We start from the raw sequence: 18392 nt of genomic DNA, 5'->3' as shown, positions 1-18392 counted from the left end.
TAAACATAAAAAAAAATAGTATGAAAACAAGAGTTTTAGCCGCAATGGCACTAACAATACTTTTCTCGTCCTGCTCTGATTTTTTAGAAGAGGAACCACAAACGGGTTTGACAGAGGCACAGGTGTACTCTAAAATGGATAACATAGAGCCGGCACTATTAGGTAGTTTTACATCTTGGAGAAATTTAAGAAAAGACCGGCCTGGACTTTATTTTGACCTCGGTACAGATGAATCTCAACAAGGTATTTATCAAGTAATAAACGATGCTAACCAAGCCGGGCTTGACTTATATAATAACTTTTTAAGCCAGGAAAATAATGCATTGGGAGGCCAGTGGAATGATCGTTGGCCAATAGTTAACATAACAGCCTTGTCAATATTTTATTTAAACTCTAACACAGAGCCAGATACTGCACGCCGTGACCTTCTTTTAGGAGAGGCCAGTTTTTTAAGGGCAGCGGTTATGTTTGAATTAGGAACTTATTGGGGATCAGTTCCGATAAATGATAAAGGCCGTTCGGCAGAATTTGGGGGTAGACGTCAGCCAGTAGATCAGGTTTTTAACTACATTGTAAACGATCTTTTAGTTGCTATAGAAAAGCTCCCTGTTACACAGGAAAACCCTCAGTATCCAACTAAAGGAGTTGCGCAGGCATTGCTTGGTAAAGTATATATGACAGCTCCAGAAGCCTCCGGGTTGAGGGATTATACTTTAGCAAAAAATGCTTTTGAAGCTGTTATTAATTCGGGACGTTATAGTTTAATGGATAATTATTCGAAATTATTCAATCCTAACTTTCAAAATAACCAGGAATCTCTATATGAGTTTCAGTTTAATAATACCTATCCTGATAACAACCAAATACAGTGGCAAACAGGCTCAAGGGCTGTTGCTAACTTAAACCAGTATGCATACTTTGGAGGTTATGATCTTATTTTACCTACAGAATATTGTCTTAATGATACCTCGGCAGGCGGGATATGGGAAACAGGAGATCAAAGAAAAAACCTTAGTATCCGCTACGACTTTACATATCGTGGGCAGAGGCCGACATTGCCAGCAGGTTTTGGAGGTGATGAACTTGATCCACATATTAAAAAATATGAAGATATCCGTACAGATGCCACACAATCATTCTGGCAGTGTGGAAAGAACAAACCATACATTCGTTACGCCGATGTATTGTTAATGTATGCTGAAGCACTTAATGAACTTGGACAAACAGGTAATGCTGAAGGTTATGTTAATCAGGTACGTACTCGTGCTTTTGGTGGAACTTTACCTGCAGGCATGGCATGGAGTGGAAACTCTCAGAATGAGTTTAGGGAAAAAATTCTTGATGAGCGCATGCGTGAGCTTGCCTTTGAAGGCTGGAGAAGGATGGATCTTCTTCGTACTGGTAAATTAGTACAGCTTGTAAGAGCCCGCAACAAATGGGCCAACCAGAATGGTACTATTGCAGAGTTCCATAATCTGTATCCTATTCCGTTGAGCGAAATTAGTCAAAATCCGGAAATTAACCCCGGCGATCAAAATCCGGGTTATTAATAAGTTTAATAGATGGTTTCATAAGCTCTTTTGAGAGCAAAAGGTTAAATATATATTTGGGTTTATATGTTTAATAATTTTTAGAGTTAGTTAGGATAAATTTGGTAGTGAATGTCGTTTTGGATGAAGGTAGTAACAGAGATGTGTGAGATTTTCTGCTAACTGCTTTCATTCAAAATGGCATTCATAATTTATATGCTAACTATTAACCAGTTTAACCAATACCAAAACACTATACACAAACATTATGATAAAAAATATCTCACATAAAATACTATTCTTTTTAGCATTAAGCGCCCTGCCATGGAGCGCTTTTTCGCAAAATATAAAGTCCAGCCTTAATGCTCCGGCGGTAACCTGGAAAGTAAAGCCACAGGCCGAAATAGGCAAGGACAGTATGGCTATCCTTAATGCAGGCTATGGAACTACAAGCTGGGTAAATGCCGTTGTGCCGGGAACGGTATTTAACTCGTATGTTACCGCAGGGCTTGAAAAAGATCCTAATTATGGCGATAACATTCATAAAGTGGATCGTGCAAAATACGATCGCAGCTATTGGTATCGTACAGAGTTTAAAGTACCTGCTAATTTTACTAAAGACATTATTTGGCTAAATTTTGAAGGGATAAACCGCCTTGGCGATATTTACCTGAATGGTAAAAAGATAGCTACTCTTAGCGGAATGATGCAGCGGGGCAAGTTTGATATTACAAAACTTGCTAACAGGAGTGGCACAAATGTTTTGGCAATATTGGTTTCTATACCACAATTACCGCTTAACAATTATGGCAGCCCTACTTATGTGGCAAGTGCCAGTTGGGACTGGATACCTTATGTGCCTGGATTAAATTCTGGTATTACAGATGATGTTTATCTTACCAATACCGGTGAAATTGTTATGGAAGACCCGTGGATTCGCACTAACCTTCCCAGCAACGCCCGTGCGGACCTTGATATAAAAGTAGATGTAAAAAATGTTTCGTCACAAAACCTGCAGGGAGAACTTGCGGGTATTATTATGCCCGGCAACATTGCTTTTAATAAAAAGTTTGACGTAGAGGCGGGGAGGACAACAACCGTGTCGCTTACTAAAGAACAGTTTACAGGGCTAAGTATTGCTAACCCTACGCTATGGTGGCCTAATGGCTATGGCGACCCTAACCTGTATACATGCGAATTTAAACTTAAACTAGGTAATGAGGTTACGGATAGCAAGAAAGTAACTTTTGGTATCCGTAAATACAGTTATGATAAAGAGGGCGGTGTGCTGCACGTTTCGATTAATGGTAAACGTGTATTTTTAAAAGGAGGTAACTGGGGTATGAGCGAGTATATGTTGCGTGCCCGTGGCGAAGAGTACGATCTTAAGCTGCGCCTGCATAAAGAAATGAACTATAATATTATTCGTAACTGGCTTGGCTCTACTACCGATGAGGAGTTTTACCAGGCATGCGATAAATATGGTATAATGGTGTGGGACGATTTCTGGCTGAATTCTAACCCTACTTTACCGCAAGATATTTATGCCTTTAACGAAAATGCGGTAGAGAAAGTAAAGCGCTACCGCAACTATGCCTGCATAGCAGTATGGTGTGGTAATAACGAGGGTGTACCACAACCGCCATTAAGCGGCTGGCTTGCCGAAGATATTAAAACTTTTGATGGCAACGACAGGCTATACCAGGCATGTTCTAATGCCGGGGGGCTTTCGGGTAGCGGCCTTTGGGGAAATAAAGATCCAAGATGGTATTTTACTAAATATCCCGAAGCTTATTTTGGTACCGGCGATGGCCCCGGCTGGGGATTGCGCAGCGAAATTGGTACTGCTGTTTTTCCTAATGTAGAGAGTTTAAGAAAATTTATTCCGGAAAAAGACCTTTGGCCAAGAAATGAAATGTGGAACAAGCATTATTTTGGTACTAATGCAGGAAATGCATCTCCTGATAATTATGATAAAAGCATAACTGAACGCTACGGTGCGCCAAAAGGTATTGAAGATTATACTAAGAAAGCGCAGCTGCTTAATATAGAAACCAACAAAGCAATGTATGAGGGTTGGTTAGACCACATGTGGGAAGATGCATCGGGTATTATGGTGTGGATGAGCCAAAGTGCATACCCTTCTATGGTATGGCAAACGTATGATTATTACTATGATCTTACGGGAGCTTACTGGGGTACTAAATCGGCCTGCGAGCCATTACATGTTTCATGGAACCCCACTAATAACTCAGTTAAAGTTATTAATACAACAGGTACTGATTATAAAGACCTTCAGGCAGAAGCCGCAATTTACAATATGGATGGTAAAGAAGTTGCTAAATTCAGGCAATCTGCTAAAGTAAATTCGTTTTCGGATACTGCGACTGAGAGTTTTGTAATTCCATTTTATGCAAACCAACAGGATCTTGCCTTCCAAAAACCGGTTATGGCATCTTCGGGAGAGAAGCCTGCAGACGTAAATGATGGTAATGACAGTAGCCGCTGGTCGGCAGACAATAAAGATGAAGAGTGGATATATGTAGACCTGCAAGGCGAACACATGGTAAACCGTGTAGTGCTAAATTGGGAAAATGCCTATGCCAAAGAATATAAAATACAGTTAAGCACCGATGCAAAAACATGGACAGATGTTATAATGGTAAGGGATGGAAAACCTGGCCCCGAGGCACTTTCATTTGATGAAACACCTGCCAGATACGTGCGCATGCAGGGGGTAAAACGTGGTTCAGGTTGGGGCTATTCATTGTTTGATTTCAAAGTATACGCAGCCTCTGCCGATATTGCTGGGCTTACCAAAGTGCATTTTATTAAACTAAAACTTAAGGAAGCATCTGGTAAGCTTATTAGCGAAAATTTTTACTGGAGGGGTATTAACATGAAAGATTTTAAGGCTCTTAGTGAGCTCCCAAAAGTTAAGCTTAACGTAACTTCTAAAATTGTAAAACGCAATGGTAAACAATATATCACGGCTAAAGTTTCGAGTCCTGACGGCGTGGCTTTTGGTTTACGTGTACAGGCGCTGAACAGTAAAACTAATGACCAGATACTACCTGCAATAATGAGCAATAACTATTTTACATTATTTAAAGGTGAGAGTCGCGAAGTACTGATAGAATTTGAAGAAGCATTGGTTAAAACCGGAGAAAAACCTATAATTATGGCTGCTCCTTACAATAATTAATTTAAATATTTTGATACTCATAAGGTCTTAAAAACTTAGAGAATCTATAATTATAATTTTCCCGCCTGCAAGGTCTTTAAGGCCTTGTAGGTTTTAATATAGGTTATGAATGAAAATAAATATAATATACATTTTTGCTACAATACTTTTAGCAATCACCCTTAAAGCACAAACAGAAAAGCTAACCAGCCATGTAAACCCTTTTATAGGCACAGGAGCAATTGTGGGTTCGCCACTTTCAGGCAATAACTATCCTGGTGCAACGGTACCCTTTGGTATGGTGCAATTAAGTCCGGATACCCGTAATATACCCGACTGGGGTGTGGCATCTGGCTATAATTATAACGACACTACCATTGCAGGTTTTAGCCATACCCACCTGAGCGGTACCGGTGTTGCCGAGTTTTTTGATGTATTGGTCATGCCCTTCACCGGAGATATTATAAAGGAAGATGCAGGTACAAACCCTTACCAATCTGCATTTTTGCATAAAGATGAGATTGCAAAACCCGGATATTACAAAGTTGACCTTAAAGACTATGATGTTACTGCTGAACTTACTGCAACCACCCATGCCGGATTTCATAAATACAACTTTCCTAAAAATAAATCGGCTCACATAATCATCGACCTTGACCACTCGATGAAAAAATCAGATTGGAATACACGTATTATTGCCTCGCAATTATCATTTCCTAATAACCATACTGTAGAAGGGTATCGTATTATAACAGGTTGGGCACCTATGCGAAAGGTGTTTTTTCATGCTGAGTTTTCGCAACCCATCATCAAAAATCAGGTGACTGATAACGGCAACCTTTACCAAAATGTTACTATTATAAACGGTACTGCCCTAAAGGCAATTTTAGATTTTGATACGGCAAATGCTGATGTACTTGTAAAAGTGGGGATATCAGCTACAAGTGTTGAGAATGCACGGTTTAATGTACAGGCAGAAATTCCTGCATGGGATTTTAATGCAACCGTGAATGCTGCCGATACTGCATGGGAAAAAGAACTGAGCAAGATTAAGATTGAAGGAACTCCCGACCAAAAAACAATATTTTATACAGCATTATACCACACTTTTATTCAGCCCAATCAAATATCTGATGTAAACGGTGATTATCCCTCGGCCGATTTTACGACTAAAAATTCAGCTAAACCGTATTACTCAACATTTTCTTTATGGGATACCTATCGTGCTGCACATCCGCTGTATACATTGCTTCAGCCCGAACGTTCTGCTGATTTTATAAACAGTATGTTATTACACTACAAAGCTTTCGGTTATTTACCCATCTGGCAATTATGGGGTCAGGAAAATTATTGTATGATAGGCAATCATTCTATTTCCGTTATTACCGATGCTGTTCTTAAAGGGCTGCCAGGCATAGATGCTCATGCAGCTTATGAGGCTGTAAAGAATTCATCTCTTTTAGAACATCCCGGTTCGCCATTCGGTATCTGGGAACAATACGGTTATATACCCGAAAATTTAAAATCGCAGTCGGTTTCCCTCACGCTCGAAATGGCTTATGACGACTGGTGTGTGGCACAAATGGCTAAAAAACTTGATAAGGCCGAAGATTATAACCGTTTTCTAAAACGCTCTCAGTTTTACAAAAACCTGTACGATAAACAAATTGGCTTTTTTAGGGCCAAAGATGATAAAAAACAATGGATAGACCCGTTTGACCCGTTAAAATACGGAGCAAATGGAGGTTACCCGTTTACAGAGGGAAATGGCTGGCAGTATTTTTGGTATGTACCCCAGGATGTAAAGGGCTTGATAGGATTAGTGGGAGGTAATAAAGCATTTACACAAAAGCTGGATACCTTTTTTACCTTAGAAGATAAGCCACAAGAAGTGAATGATAACGCATCTGGTTTCATTGGGCAATATGCGCATGGTAATGAGCCAAGCCATCATATTGCATACCTATATAATTATGCAGGACAGCCGTGGAAAACCCAGCAATATGTCTCAGAAATATTGAACAAAATGTATAACACTACATCATCCGGCTATGCCGGTAATGATGATTGCGGTGAACTATCTTCGTGGTATATTTTTAGCGCTATGGGGTTTTATCCTGTTAACCCGGCAAGCAGTATCTATGTAATAGGAACTCCGGCACTTAAAAAAGCTACGATACAAATTAGTGAGTTAAAATCGTTTACTGTTATTGCAAAAAATGCTTCAGCTAAAAATGTTTATATACAAAGCGCCAAACTTAATGGTAAAGCCTATACCAAAACTTATATTACGCAACAGGACATTGTAAAAGGCGGTGTGCTCGAATTTACAATGGGCGGTGCCCCAAATAAAAAATGGGGTACTGGAGCTGATGACAGGCCTGAAAATATTATTTATAATTAAACTTCGACTATGAATACCATTAAGCATATATTAAAACTCCTGCTATTGCTGCCTGTATTGGGCTTTAGCCAGACTAACCCACTTGAATTATGGTACACCAAACCTGCAGCAGTTTGGGAAGAAACATTGCCGCTTGGCAACGGCCGGCTTGGACTTATGCCCGATGGAGGTGTAACAACCGAAAAATTGGTTCTTAACGATATTACCTTATGGAGCGGTTCTCCGCAGGATGCTAATAATTATAATGCATATACCTCTCTGCCAAAAATAAAAGAACTGCTTCTTGCCGGTAAAAATGTAGAAGCCGAAAAACTGGTTAACAAAAATTTTATATGTACAGGCCCGGGCTCTGGTAGTGGAAATGGTGCCAATGTACAATTTGGATGCTATCAGGTTCTGGGTAACCTTAACCTTAATTTTGATTATGGTAAACTGGCTAAAGAGATAAAGTATAGTAATTATAAAAGACACCTTAACCTGCAAACTGCTGTTGCAGCAACACAATTTACGGTAAATGGTGTAACGTATACCCGTGAATATTTTGCAGGATTTAGCGATGATGTATTAGCTGTAAAACTAACCTCTAATAAAAAAGGTGCACTTAATTTTACAATGCAGCTCGACAGGCCGGAACGTTTTGAAACGGTTATAAGCAAAGATAATTCACTTGTTATGAGCGGTGCCCTTAACGATGGCAAAGGCGGCAACGGCATGAAATATAAAACAGTGGTTAAAACGCAGCTAAAAGATGGTAAGCTATCTTCAGGTAACAAAACATTAACTGTAAGCAATGCTACAGAGGTTATTATTTACGTAGCATCGGGCACTGATTTTAAAGATAAAAATTTTGAAAGAACTGTTGATAACACGTTGGCTACAGCCTTGTCTAAAAAATATGACAGCCTGAAGAATAGTCATATTATAAATTACCAGAAACTATTTAACCGTGTAAGTGTATCGCTTGGAGAAAGCACAAAAAACACACTGCCCACTAATGAACGCCTTGATGCTTTTACCAAAAAGCCGGACGAAGACAATACGCTTTCGGTACTGTTCTTTCAGTTTGGCAGGTATCTGGCAATAAGCAGCACCCGCGCGGGATTACTACCTCCAAATTTACAGGGGCTTTGGGCTAATCAGGTGCAAACCCCATGGAATGGCGATTACCATCTTGACGTAAACATACAAATGAACCTGTGGCCGCTTGAAGTTGCCAATCTGGGCGAACTTAACCTGCCTCTTAAAGACCTTATGAAAAATATGGTGCCTTATGGCGAAAAAACGGCAAAGGCATATTACAATGCCGAGGGTTGGATAGCACACGTAATTACTAATGTTTGGGGTTATACAGAACCGGGCGAGAGCGCTTCGTGGGGATCGGCTAAGGCAGGTTCAGGGTGGATGTGTAACAACCTGTGGCAACACTATTTGTTTAGCAATGATAATAAATATTTAGCCGAAATATATCCTATAATAAAAGGATCAGCACAATTCTACAACAGCATGCTTACCATAGAGCCTGAAACAGGGTGGCTGGTAACATCGCCATCGGTGTCGCCCGAAAATTCATTTTATTTACCCGACGGGCAGGTGTCGCATGTATGCATGGGGCCAACTATTGACAACCAGATCGTGAGGGAATTATTTAACAATGTAATTACAGCTTCGCAAACACTTGGCCTCGATGCCGATTTGCGAAACCAGTTGCAGCATAAGCTGGCACAACTGCCACCTCCGGGAGTAGTAAGCCCCGATGGAAGGGTTCAGGAATGGCTAAAACCATACAAAGAGCCCGAGCCTACGCACCGCCATGTATCGCATTTATATGGGTTGTACCCCGCATCACTAATTACACCAGAAGCTACGCCACAACTGGCTGAAGCCGCTAAAAAAACACTTGAGGTTAGGGGAGACGACGGCCCAAGCTGGTCTATTGCTTACAAGCAATTGTTCTGGGCACGGCTTAAGGACGGCGAAAGAGCTAACAAGTTGCTAAAAACTATTTTGCGCCCCACGCTTGCAACAGATATAAATTATGGTGCAGGTGGTGGTGTATACCCTAACTTGCTATCAGCAGGGCCACCATTCCAGATAGATGGCAATTTTGGCGCTACCGCAGGTTTTGGCGAGATGCTTGTGCAGAGCCATGCCGGTTTTATAGAGCTGCTGCCTGCTATTCCTGCTGCCTGGGCAAAATATGGTAGTGTAAAAGGGCTAAAAGCGCAAGGTGGTTTTACATTAAATTTTGACTGGAAAGAAGGAAAGATAACTAAATTTGAAGTACTGTCAGTTTCTTCTGAAAAAGTGAAGGTAAAAATAAACGGAGAATTAAAAGAGGTTACTTCTAAAAAAATATAATGAAAATTAAAAACATAGTTGCTTTCATAGCTATTTTGTTAACGCCAGTTATTGCTAATGCCCAGCGTATTAAGCAGAGTATTAATACGTCATGGCAATTTCATAAAGGTAGTGATGAAAACGAAACTGCCCCAGATTACTGGCAAACCATAAATATACCCCATACCTGGAATGCCGATGATGTTATGGATGATACACCGGGATATTTTCGTGGTATAGGCTGGTATCAAAAAGAAATTTTTTTACCCAAAGGCTGGACGGGCAAAACTATCTATGTATATTTTGAAGGTGCATCGCAACTGGCAGAAGTATTTATTAATGGTAAAAGCGTAGGTACACATGCGGGTTCGTATCTTGCTTTTAGCTTTGATATCACTAAGCAGGTTCATGAGGGCAAAAACATTTTAAGGGTAAAACTTGACAACAGCCATGATCCTGATATTGCCCCTTTAGGTGGCGACTTTAGCGTGTATGGTGGCCTTTACCGCGATGTGTATCTACTTGTTGCAGATGCCAATCATTTTGATATGGATAATTACGCAACCAACGGTGTATTTATCAGTACGCCACAAGTGTCTGAAGACAATGCAACTGTAAATGTAAAAGGTAAAGTTAACGCTTTTCAGAAAGTAAAAATAATTACAACAGTATATGACAGGAAAGGCATTCAGGTAGCTAAAACAGATAGTAGACCTAATAAAGATGGTAGCTTTGTTGCCAATATAAAAGGCATAAAATCGCCACAACTATGGAGTCCTGAACATCCTAACCTGTACAAAGTTGTAAATACTTTGACCGATGCTAAAACCGGTAAAGTACTGGATGAAGTTACTAATCCTTTAGGCTTTAGGTGGTTTAGCTTTAATGCCGATAAAGGTTTTTCCCTTAACGGAGAGCCCTATAAAATTATGGGGGCAAGCCGCCATCAGGATTATAAAGAAATTGGATCGGCGCTACCGGATGCACTGCATATAAATGATGTACAATGGCTTAAAGATATGGGAGGTAGCTTTCTCAGAGTATCGCATTACCCGCAGGATCCTGCCATTATGGAAGCCTGCGACCGCCTTGGTATTCTTACCGCAGTAGAGACTCCCGGCAACAACCAGGTTACCGAAAGTGAGGGCTATACGCGCACAATGCTTAACATGCAGTGCGAAATGATTCGACAGAATTATAACCACCCAAGCGTTATCATATGGAGTTACATGAACGAGGTGCTTATTCAGCCCTTGCACAAAGAAAAAACTCTTGAACGCGAACAGTACTGGAAAAACCTGCACAACCTCGCCCAAAAACTGGAGAACCTTTGCAGGGAAGAAGATCCTGCCCGTTTTACCATGGTTGCTTTCCACGGCGATTTTGATTTATATAAACGTATAGGCCTGATAGATATACCTATGATAGCGGGTTGGAACCTATACCAGGGATGGTATAGTGGCAAGTTTGAAGATTTTGAAACTTTTGTGCTGCGCCATCATAATGAATTTCCTGAAAAGCCGCTCATTATATCAGAATATGGTGCCGATGCAGATTATCGCCTGCATAATTTTAAACCTACACGGTTTGATAAAACGCAGGAGTATACCAACATGTACCATGATGCTTACCTTAAAACCATAATGAAATACACCTTTATAAGCGGGGCAATAATGTGGAATTTAGTTGAATTTGTAAATGAAGGCAGGCAGGAGGCAGTGCCACACGTTAATAATAAGGGATTGCTTACAACCGAAAGGAAACCTAAAGACATTTATTATATTTATAAGGCATTGCTGTCTAAAGTCCCTTTTATAAAAATTGGTGGCAGTAACTGGAACAGCCGCGCACAGGTAGCTGATGCTGGTAAAGAGGCTACGGCAACACAGCCTGTAACTGTATATAGCAATCAGGCAGAGGTTACATTATTTGCAAATTATATGAAAGTAGGTACACAAAAGGTTGTTAACGGTAAAGCAGTTTTTGATGTTATTTTTGGCAATGGAGACAATCATTTAAAGGCTGTGGCATCTAATAATGAAGAAGACTTTGCAACAATTAATTTTCATGTAATTGCGAACAATCTTAAAGTAAAAAATAATCCGTTCACGACACTAAATGTAAGCCTTGGTGATTATCGTATGTTTATGGACGATATTACCCACGAAGCCTGGGTACCGGAGCAGGAATATACACCCGGAAGCTGGGGTTACATAGGGGGTAAGGTATATAAGGAAGACGAAAAGGGCGACCGTTATGGGTCATCACGTAATATACTGGGTACGCCTTATGATGCAATGTACGAAACCCAACGCACAGGGCTTAACTCCTTTAAGGCTGATGTTCCCGATGGCGTTTATGAAGTTACCCTGCATTTTGCTGAATTGCTGACCAAAGAACAACAAGAAAAGCTGGTGTACAACCTTGATAAAAGTGCCGTAGCACAGAAAAATAGTTTTACAGGCCGTAGCTTTGATGTTATTATTAATGGATTTACAATACTTGAAAATTTATCTAACGAAAATTATCTGGTACCAATACAAGCTTATAATACTAAAATTACGGTTACTGTAAAAGATGTTAAAGGTATTACTATTGATTTTAAAACAAACCGGGGCGAAGCAATACTTAATGGATTACAGCTTCGGAAAATATATTAATAAGGATTGCAAAACTGTAAATAATAAAACGAGGCTGCCTTTTTTTAGACAGCCTCATTTATATTTAACTTATGTTGACTTTTTTCAATTGGCTGCAAAAATGATCTTTTAGCTTCAATCAAAAAAGTCAGGACGAATTCATTGTGAAGAAAATCTTATATGTTGCAATGCAACATCTCTACTTCTCTGTTTTTAAAAGGCTTGATATCTGATCGGCCAGCTCGGTTCCTATACGGTCCTGCGCTTCAAGCGTTGCAGCCCCTATATGTGGTGTAAGCGAAATTTTTGGGTGCATAAGTATTTGTACTGCCGGAGTAGGTTCTGTTTCAAAAACATCTAATCCTGCAAAGGCAACCTTACCACTGTCTAACGCATCAATAAGTTCTACTTCGTTAATTACACCACCACGCGAAGCATTTACAATACCCACGCCGTCTTTAAGAGCATCAAACTGTTCTTTACCTAATACGTAACCACCATCCTGTGCAGGAACGTGAAGCGTTATAAAGTCGGCATGCTTAAACAGGTCTTCAAGAGGTTCTGTAACAATATCTACGTTAATAAACTGGCCGTTATAAAAATCAACTTTAATTTCTGCACTGCCTACAAATTTATCTGCAGCAATAACTTTCATTCCTAACCCTAACGCTACACGTGCTACAGAACGCCCTATACGGCCAAAGCCTATAATACCTAAAGTTTTACCACGAAGCTCTATACCATTTGCATAGGCTTTCTTAAGGCCCTCAAAATTGGTATCCCCTTCAAGGGGCATATTGCGGTTAGAATCATAAAGAAAACGCACGCCTGTAAAAAGGTGTGCAAAAACCAGCTCAGCAACAGAATCTGATGACGAAGCAGGGGTATTTATAACGTGGATACTTTTTTCGCGGGCATATTCTACATCTATGTTATCCATACCTACACCGCCACGGCCTATAATTTTAAGCCCCGGGCAGGCATCTATAATATCTTTACACACTTTAGTGGCGCTTCGCACAAGGATAACCTTTACATCGTTAGCATTAATATAATTTGCTACCTGTTCCTGTGCTACTTTTGTAGTTATAACTTCAAAACCGGCATCTTCCAGGGCTATAATGCCACTTTTAGAGATACCATCATTTGCTAATATTTTCATCTTTTAATTTATGATTTTAGATTTCAGAATTAAGATTGAGCTCACTCATAATCTAAAAACTGAAACTTTAGGGATTATATTATTTTTGAGTTCAGCTTGGCAGTATGAGTGGCAACCTGAAACTTTAAACTTTAAACAAATTAAATGCTACGCTCCAGTTCCTGCATTACATTTACAAGTACCTGTACGCTTTCTATAGGCATAGCATTGTATATAGAGGCTCGATAACCACCTACAGAGCGGTGTCCCGGTAAGCCGCTTATTCCGGCAGCTTTCCAAAGTTTATCAAATTCCTCTGCATGTGCTTCGTCCTTAAGCAGGAAGCAAACGTTCATTTTAGAACGGTCATCTGTTTTGGCAGTACCCACAAATAAAGGGTTACGGTCTATTTCATTATAAAGCAGTTCTGCCTTCGCATTATTTTTCTTTTCGGCACCTTCTATGCCGCCGTTGGCTTTAAGCCATTGTAACGTAAGGTAAGAGGTATACACAGCAAACACAGGAGGCGTGTTGTACATGCTCTCTTTATCTACATGCTGTTTGTAATCCAGCATAGCCGGTATAGCCCTGCCTGTTTTGCCAAGCAGCTCTTCTTTAATTACAATAAGGGTAGCACCTGCAGGACCCATATTTTTTTGTGCACCGGCATAAATAATCCCGAATTTTGAAAAATCAAGCTGGCGCGAAAATATATCTGAGCTCATATCGCAAACCAATGGGACATTTACATCCGGGAATTGTTGCATTTGTGTACCAAAGATGGTGTTGTTGCTCGTGCAGTGAAAATAATCTGCATCGGCAGGAACGGTATAGCCCGTAGGTATATTGTTATAGTTATCTGATTTAGAGGATGCCACTACAACTGTTTCGCCAAAAAGCTTCGCTTCTTTAATAGCCGCTGCAGCCCATGTACCGGTATCAAGATAAGCCGCTTTGCCGCCTTCTTTTAGTAAGTTGTAAGGTATGCGTGCAAACTCAAGGCTTGCGCCACCGCCAAGAAATATAGCCTGGTAACCTTTTCCGGTTAATCCCATAAGCTCTAATACAAGGGCACGGGCATCGTCCATTACGGCTACAAAATCTTTACTGCGGTGCGATATTTCCAGTAATGATAGTCCGGAATCATTAAAGTTTAATACAGCTTGTGCAGCTTTTTCAAATACTTCCTGCGGCAGGATAGATGGTCCTGCACTAAAATTGTGTTTTTTCATGGTTGTTGTGTTGCTTTAAAAAACTCATGCAAATTTGATAATTAAAGACAGAATATCCACTAAAATTTTTATAAAAAATATCGCTATATTTTTGACAGAAATAAAATTGTATCTACATTATCGGCATAATCTAACAATCCGGGTTGCTGTGTTTGCCCAAAAGCAATGCTGTTTTTTATACCACTGTTACCTACAACGCACTGAATTTGTTCATGTTCGGCGTCCAGGCGCTCTTCAATTTCAGCAATATCATCATAAAATTCATAAAACACGCTCGAAATAGGCGATGCATAACTTTTATCTTCTTTTATGGTAAGGAATTCGTTGTCCAGCAATTTAAAATTACTCATTAAAAAAACAGCCTTATTATAGTCGTAATTATTGGCATATTTATCATAAAAAATAACATCCTTATAAGCATACATGGCTTCAAAAAAGTTTTTAAAGTCATAATCCCTCGGTACAAACAGTTTAGATACGTTACGGCATCCAAGCCCAAAATACCTAAATATATCTTCACCTAACGCTGTTAAATCTTCTGTAGTTTCTTTGCCGGTAAGCACAGCCAGAGAGTTTCTGCTTTTGCGGATGATGCTTGGCTTGTTCCTGAAGTAATATTCAAAATAACGTGCTGTGTTGTTACTGCCTGTAGCTATCACAGCATCAAAGCCTTCCATTTTTTCTTCGGTAAAAGTTATCCTGTCGGCCATTGCGGGCTCTACAGCAATAAGGTAGTTGGCAAGAAAGGGCAAGAGGTGCTTATCGTTAGATGATAATTTTACCAATGCTTTGTGTCCTGTTACCAACACTGATAAAAAATCGTGAAACCCTACCAACGGAATGTTTCCGGCAAGTATTAGCCCAACGGTTTTAGGTTCGTTGGTATTAAGGTCGTACCGTTTAAGCCATTCGTCAAGGTTATGTGGGGTAAGGGCTGCGGCCCATTGCTGTATGGCAAAATAAACCTGCTTCTGTGTAAACCAGCCGTTATGCGACTGCGATAACTCTATTAAAGTAATAAAATCGTTATAAAATATTGCGTTATGCAATACAGCCTCATTGGGCTCATTAGTGCTTAGAGAGAACTGTGAAAGAAATTTGCCAAGCTCTATAAACGCTTTTTTTGATTCTGTTAACGTCATTATGTTTGCTTATGAATGGATTTGGACGTAATTTTGCTGCAAATTTACGTTATTAAATACTAAAATAAGCCATGGCAATCATTATAACAGACGAATGTATAAACTGCGGTGCCTGCGAACCGGAGTGCCCCAACACCGCCATATATGAAGGTGCGGATGACTGGAGGTATAAAGACGGTACTAAACTGCGTGGTAAAATAGTTTTACCAAGCGGGGAGGAAGTAGATGCCGATGCGCCTTTTACACCTATAAGCGACGACGTGTACTACATAGTACCCGGTAAATGTACTGAGTGTAAGGGTTTTCATGACGAGCCACAGTGTGCTGCCGTTTGCCCGGTAGACTGCTGCGTACCCGATGATAATTATGTTGAGAGCGAAGAAACATTGCTTAACCGCCAGGCATTTTTGCACGGCGATGAGTGATAATTGAGATTTTTGATTTGACTTCAGATTGAATTGCAGTAAGGCATAATTCTGTATCAAATTTAAATCTACTAAATAATTAAAATAAAAAAATCCTGAAGCATAACTTCAGGATTTTCCTTTTTCATAGTAATTTACCTAACCAATAGTTTAAATTATTTTATAACCTTGGTGTACGTTTCTACCATTACACCATCGGTTTTGTCATCATACGTTTCTACCACAAAATTTCCTTCAGGATTAAAGTATCCTATAGATGTTGCTGTTGGTGTTTTATATATATATTGCCCGTTAGATGTTCTCCTTACTTTAGCATAATCCTTATTATCTGGCGTTGCAATGCGGTAACCTGCTTTTTCTGATACAAAAATGTAGTCTTTACCTGCCATTTGATAGTTGCTTATCTGGCCTACACGTGCGTTAAAGCCATTATCTCTTTCTACAGATGTTGTAGATACAACTTGTGGCGTAGTCTCTACCGATTCTTTATTAAGTTTCTTTGAGTTAGCATCTTTAATCTCTATGGCGTTAACCGATTCTGTGTTTTGAGTTTTAACCAATTTTTTGGGTGTACCTGTACCATCGTTTACTTTTACAGTAGTGGTTGTGCTTTCTTTAGTAACATTTTGGTTTACCTGCGCAGTTGCCGAAAGGCCCAAAGCAAGTAGTATTGCTATTGCGAAATTTTTCATGATTTGTTTATTTAAGTTGTTAACTTTCACAAAGGTAGAAGCACAATGTTAAATAAGTTCTTACAAAAACATAATGTATTGGTAAAGTTAAGCAAATGAGGGTGTAAGGTTCTTAGGTTCTGAGCTTCTTAGTATTAAAGAGGCTTAGTTTTTTACAGTTTTAGAAAATTCTAAGTATCTAAGAAACTCAGTACCTCAGTCACTATTATATTAATTTCAAAACTCCTATATTTGCACCCTCAAAAAACAAGTATATACATGAAAGCAGGGATAGTAGGATTGCCAAACGTGGGTAAATCAACACTTTTTAATTGTTTGTCTAACGCTAAGGCGCAGAGTGCCAACTTTCCGTTTTGTACCATAGAGCCTAATATAGGAGTGGTAAACGTGCCCGACCCAAGGCTTGAAAAACTGGAGCAACTGGTAAACCCGGAGCGTGTACAGCCTGCAACGGTAGATATTGTAGATATTGCCGGCCTTGTAAAAGGCGCCAGCCGTGGCGAGGGTTTAGGTAACCAGTTTCTTGGTAATATAAGGGAGTGTAATGCCATCATTCACGTATTGCGCTGTTTTGATAACGATAATATTATTCACGTAGATGGTAGTGTAAACCCTATTCGTGATAAAGAAACTATAGATATAGAGCTACAACTTAAAGACCTTGAAACGGTAGAAAAACGCCTTGAAAAAGTGCGCCGTGCTGCCAAGACAGGTAATAAGGAAGCCCAGACCGAAGAGGCTTTGCTGGACAGGATTAGGGAAACATTGCTACAAGCAAAATCTGCACGTACAGTTATTCCTCAAAATGCCGATGAAGTAGAACTTTTAGAAAGCTTTCAGCTTATTACAACTAAGCCGGTATTATATGTTTGTAATGTAGACGAAAATGCTGCTGCAACAGGTAACGCTTATGTAGAGCAGGTGCGCGAGCTTGTTAAAGACGAAAATGCACAGGTTATGTTTCTTGCTGTAGGCACCGAGGCTGATATTACAGAACTTGAAACCTATGAAGAGCGCCAGATGTTCCTTGAAGATCTTGGTCTTAAAGAACCGGGATCATCGGCACTTATACGTTCGGCTTACAAACTACTTAACCTGCAAACCTATTTTACAGCAGGTGTTAAAGAGGTAAGGGCATGGACTATTAACGTGGGCGATACAGGGCCGCAGGCTGCGGGTGTTATCCATACCGATTTTGAAAAAGGTTTTATCCGTGCAGAGGTTATTGCTTATGAAGACTACGTTACTTATGGTACCGAAGCTAAAGTTAAAGAAGCAGGAAAACTACGTGTAGAGGGTAAAGAATATATTGTAAAAGACGGAGACGTTATGCACTTTAGGTTTAATGTGTAGTTGATTATAATATTATAAATTGCAAAGAAGCCGTCTCAAAACTGAGGCGGTTTTTTTATGCATTTTTTTGGCAGAAAGTTTATTTTTTATTATATTCAAGTATTGATTATCAATATTTTAAGCGATGAAATTTAAGCCCTACAACCAGAACCAGTCGACTCTTTTCCCTCATTCGTTTGATGAATTAATACCTGCGCATCATCCGGTCCGGGTTATTAACTCCGTTGTAGAGAAAATAAATATCCAGCCGTTACTTGAAGCCTATAGTAAAGAAGGAAATCCTGGGTACCATCCCAAAATGCTTTTGAAGGTGA

At 39.8% G+C, this 18392-nt stretch carries 12 protein-coding genes; 8 read left to right on the top strand and 4 right to left on the bottom strand.

The genetic code is table 11. From position 1 onward, the window contains the following. Positions 1–20: 20 nt before the first annotated feature. The 5 genes from F565_RS0116210 to F565_RS0116190 all read left to right on the top strand — a co-directional run bounded on the left by F565_RS0116210 (position 21) and on the right by F565_RS0116190 (position 12114). Positions 21–1550 carry a RagB/SusD family nutrient uptake outer membrane protein gene (locus F565_RS0116210; RefSeq protein ID WP_020214293.1) on the top strand — a complete coding sequence of 510 codons (1530 nt, stop codon included), beginning with the start codon at positions 21–23 and terminating at the stop codon, positions 1548–1550. 247 nt (positions 1551–1797) lie between these two features. Continuing rightward, complete coding sequence (locus tag F565_RS0116205) at positions 1798–4734, top strand: glycosyl hydrolase 2 galactose-binding domain-containing protein (protein ID WP_020214292.1); 2937 nt, start codon at positions 1798–1800, stop codon at positions 4732–4734. Between the two features lie 109 nt (positions 4735–4843). Next, entirely contained in the window at positions 4844–7117 is a 2274-nt protein-coding gene (locus F565_RS0116200; protein WP_020214291.1) for a GH92 family glycosyl hydrolase, read from the top strand. A gap of 9 nt (positions 7118–7126) precedes the next feature. Continuing rightward, the gene (locus F565_RS0116195; protein ID WP_020214290.1) at positions 7127–9475 is read left to right on the top strand and encodes a glycoside hydrolase family 95 protein; all 2349 of its coding nucleotides are present in this window, start codon (positions 7127–7129) and stop codon (positions 9473–9475) included. Continuing rightward, positions 9475–12114: a glycoside hydrolase family 2 gene (locus F565_RS0116190; RefSeq protein ID WP_020214289.1), complete on the top strand. Its 2640-nt coding sequence runs from the start codon at positions 9475–9477 to the stop codon at positions 12112–12114. Before F565_RS0116195 ends, F565_RS0116190 begins: the two co-directional genes overlap by 1 nt. A 178-nt stretch (positions 12115–12292) precedes the next feature. Here F565_RS0116190 and F565_RS0116185 read toward each other — a convergent pair whose 3' ends face one another. The 3 genes from F565_RS0116185 to F565_RS0116175 all read right to left on the bottom strand — a co-directional run bounded on the left by F565_RS0116185 (position 12293) and on the right by F565_RS0116175 (position 15608). Then, positions 12293–13255, bottom strand: coding sequence for a D-2-hydroxyacid dehydrogenase (locus F565_RS0116185; RefSeq protein ID WP_020214288.1), 963 nt, complete (start codon positions 13253–13255; stop codon positions 12293–12295). A 140-nt stretch (positions 13256–13395) separates the two neighbouring features. Next, positions 13396–14466 (bottom strand): 3-phosphoserine/phosphohydroxythreonine transaminase, encoded by a 1071-nt coding sequence (gene serC, locus F565_RS0116180; RefSeq protein ID WP_020214287.1) that lies wholly within the window; start codon positions 14464–14466, stop codon positions 13396–13398. Positions 14467–14549: 83 nt separating this feature from the next. Beyond that, a complete protein-coding gene (locus F565_RS0116175) occupies positions 14550–15608 on the bottom strand; it encodes an acyl-CoA reductase (protein WP_020214286.1) in 1059 nt (352 codons plus the stop codon). Between the two features lie 71 nt (positions 15609–15679). Here F565_RS0116175 and F565_RS0116170 point away from each other — a divergent pair, with 71 nt between their 5' ends. Beyond that, on the top strand, positions 15680–16033 hold the full coding sequence (locus F565_RS0116170) for a 4Fe-4S dicluster domain-containing protein (protein WP_020214285.1): 354 nt from the start codon (positions 15680–15682) through the stop codon (positions 16031–16033). Positions 16034–16188: 155 nt separating this feature from the next. Here F565_RS0116170 and F565_RS0116165 read toward each other — a convergent pair whose 3' ends face one another. Then, positions 16189–16725, bottom strand: coding sequence for a hypothetical protein (locus F565_RS0116165; RefSeq protein WP_020214284.1), 537 nt, complete (start codon positions 16723–16725; stop codon positions 16189–16191). 258 nt (positions 16726–16983) lie between these two features. On the opposite strand from F565_RS0116165, the gene ychF reads away from it, so the two are divergent. Next, positions 16984–18078, top strand: coding sequence for a redox-regulated ATPase YchF (gene ychF / locus F565_RS0116160; RefSeq protein WP_020214283.1), 1095 nt, complete (start codon positions 16984–16986; stop codon positions 18076–18078). A 124-nt stretch (positions 18079–18202) separates the two neighbouring features. Beyond that, positions 18203–18392, top strand: a 190-nt coding sequence (locus F565_RS23120) for a transposase (protein WP_020213684.1), incomplete at its 3' end; no start/stop codon positions are given.

The sequence above is a fragment of the Flavobacterium rivuli WB 3.3-2 = DSM 21788 genome, from assembly GCF_000378485.1.
GTDB classification, from domain to species: Bacteria; Bacteroidota; Bacteroidia; order Flavobacteriales; family Flavobacteriaceae; genus Flavobacterium; species Flavobacterium rivuli.
This window is presented reverse-complemented; position numbering and strand designations above follow the sequence as displayed.

Excerpts from the sequence above, each read along its gene's own strand:
- F565_RS0116210 (WP_020214293.1), top strand. The coding sequence starts at position 21 with ATGAAAACAAGAGTTTTAGCCGCAATGGCACTAACAATACTTTTCTCG.
- F565_RS0116205 (WP_020214292.1), top strand. The coding sequence starts at position 1,798 with ATGATAAAAAATATCTCACATAAAATACTATTCTTTTTAGCATTAAGC.
- F565_RS0116200 (WP_020214291.1), top strand. The coding sequence starts at position 4,844 with ATGAAAATAAATATAATATACATTTTTGCTACAATACTTTTAGCAATC.
- F565_RS0116195 (WP_020214290.1), top strand. The coding sequence starts at position 7,127 with ATGAATACCATTAAGCATATATTAAAACTCCTGCTATTGCTGCCTGTA.
- F565_RS0116190 (WP_020214289.1), top strand. The coding sequence starts at position 9,475 with ATGAAAATTAAAAACATAGTTGCTTTCATAGCTATTTTGTTAACGCCA.
- F565_RS0116185 (WP_020214288.1), bottom strand. The coding sequence starts at position 13,255 with ATGAAAATATTAGCAAATGATGGTATCTCTAAAAGTGGCATTATAGCC.
- serC (WP_020214287.1), bottom strand. The coding sequence starts at position 14,466 with ATGAAAAAACACAATTTTAGTGCAGGACCATCTATCCTGCCGCAGGAA.
- F565_RS0116175 (WP_020214286.1), bottom strand. The coding sequence starts at position 15,608 with ATGACGTTAACAGAATCAAAAAAAGCGTTTATAGAGCTTGGCAAATTT.
- F565_RS0116170 (WP_020214285.1), top strand. The coding sequence starts at position 15,680 with ATGGCAATCATTATAACAGACGAATGTATAAACTGCGGTGCCTGCGAA.
- F565_RS0116165 (WP_020214284.1), bottom strand. The coding sequence starts at position 16,725 with ATGAAAAATTTCGCAATAGCAATACTACTTGCTTTGGGCCTTTCGGCA.
- ychF (WP_020214283.1), top strand. The coding sequence starts at position 16,984 with ATGAAAGCAGGGATAGTAGGATTGCCAAACGTGGGTAAATCAACACTT.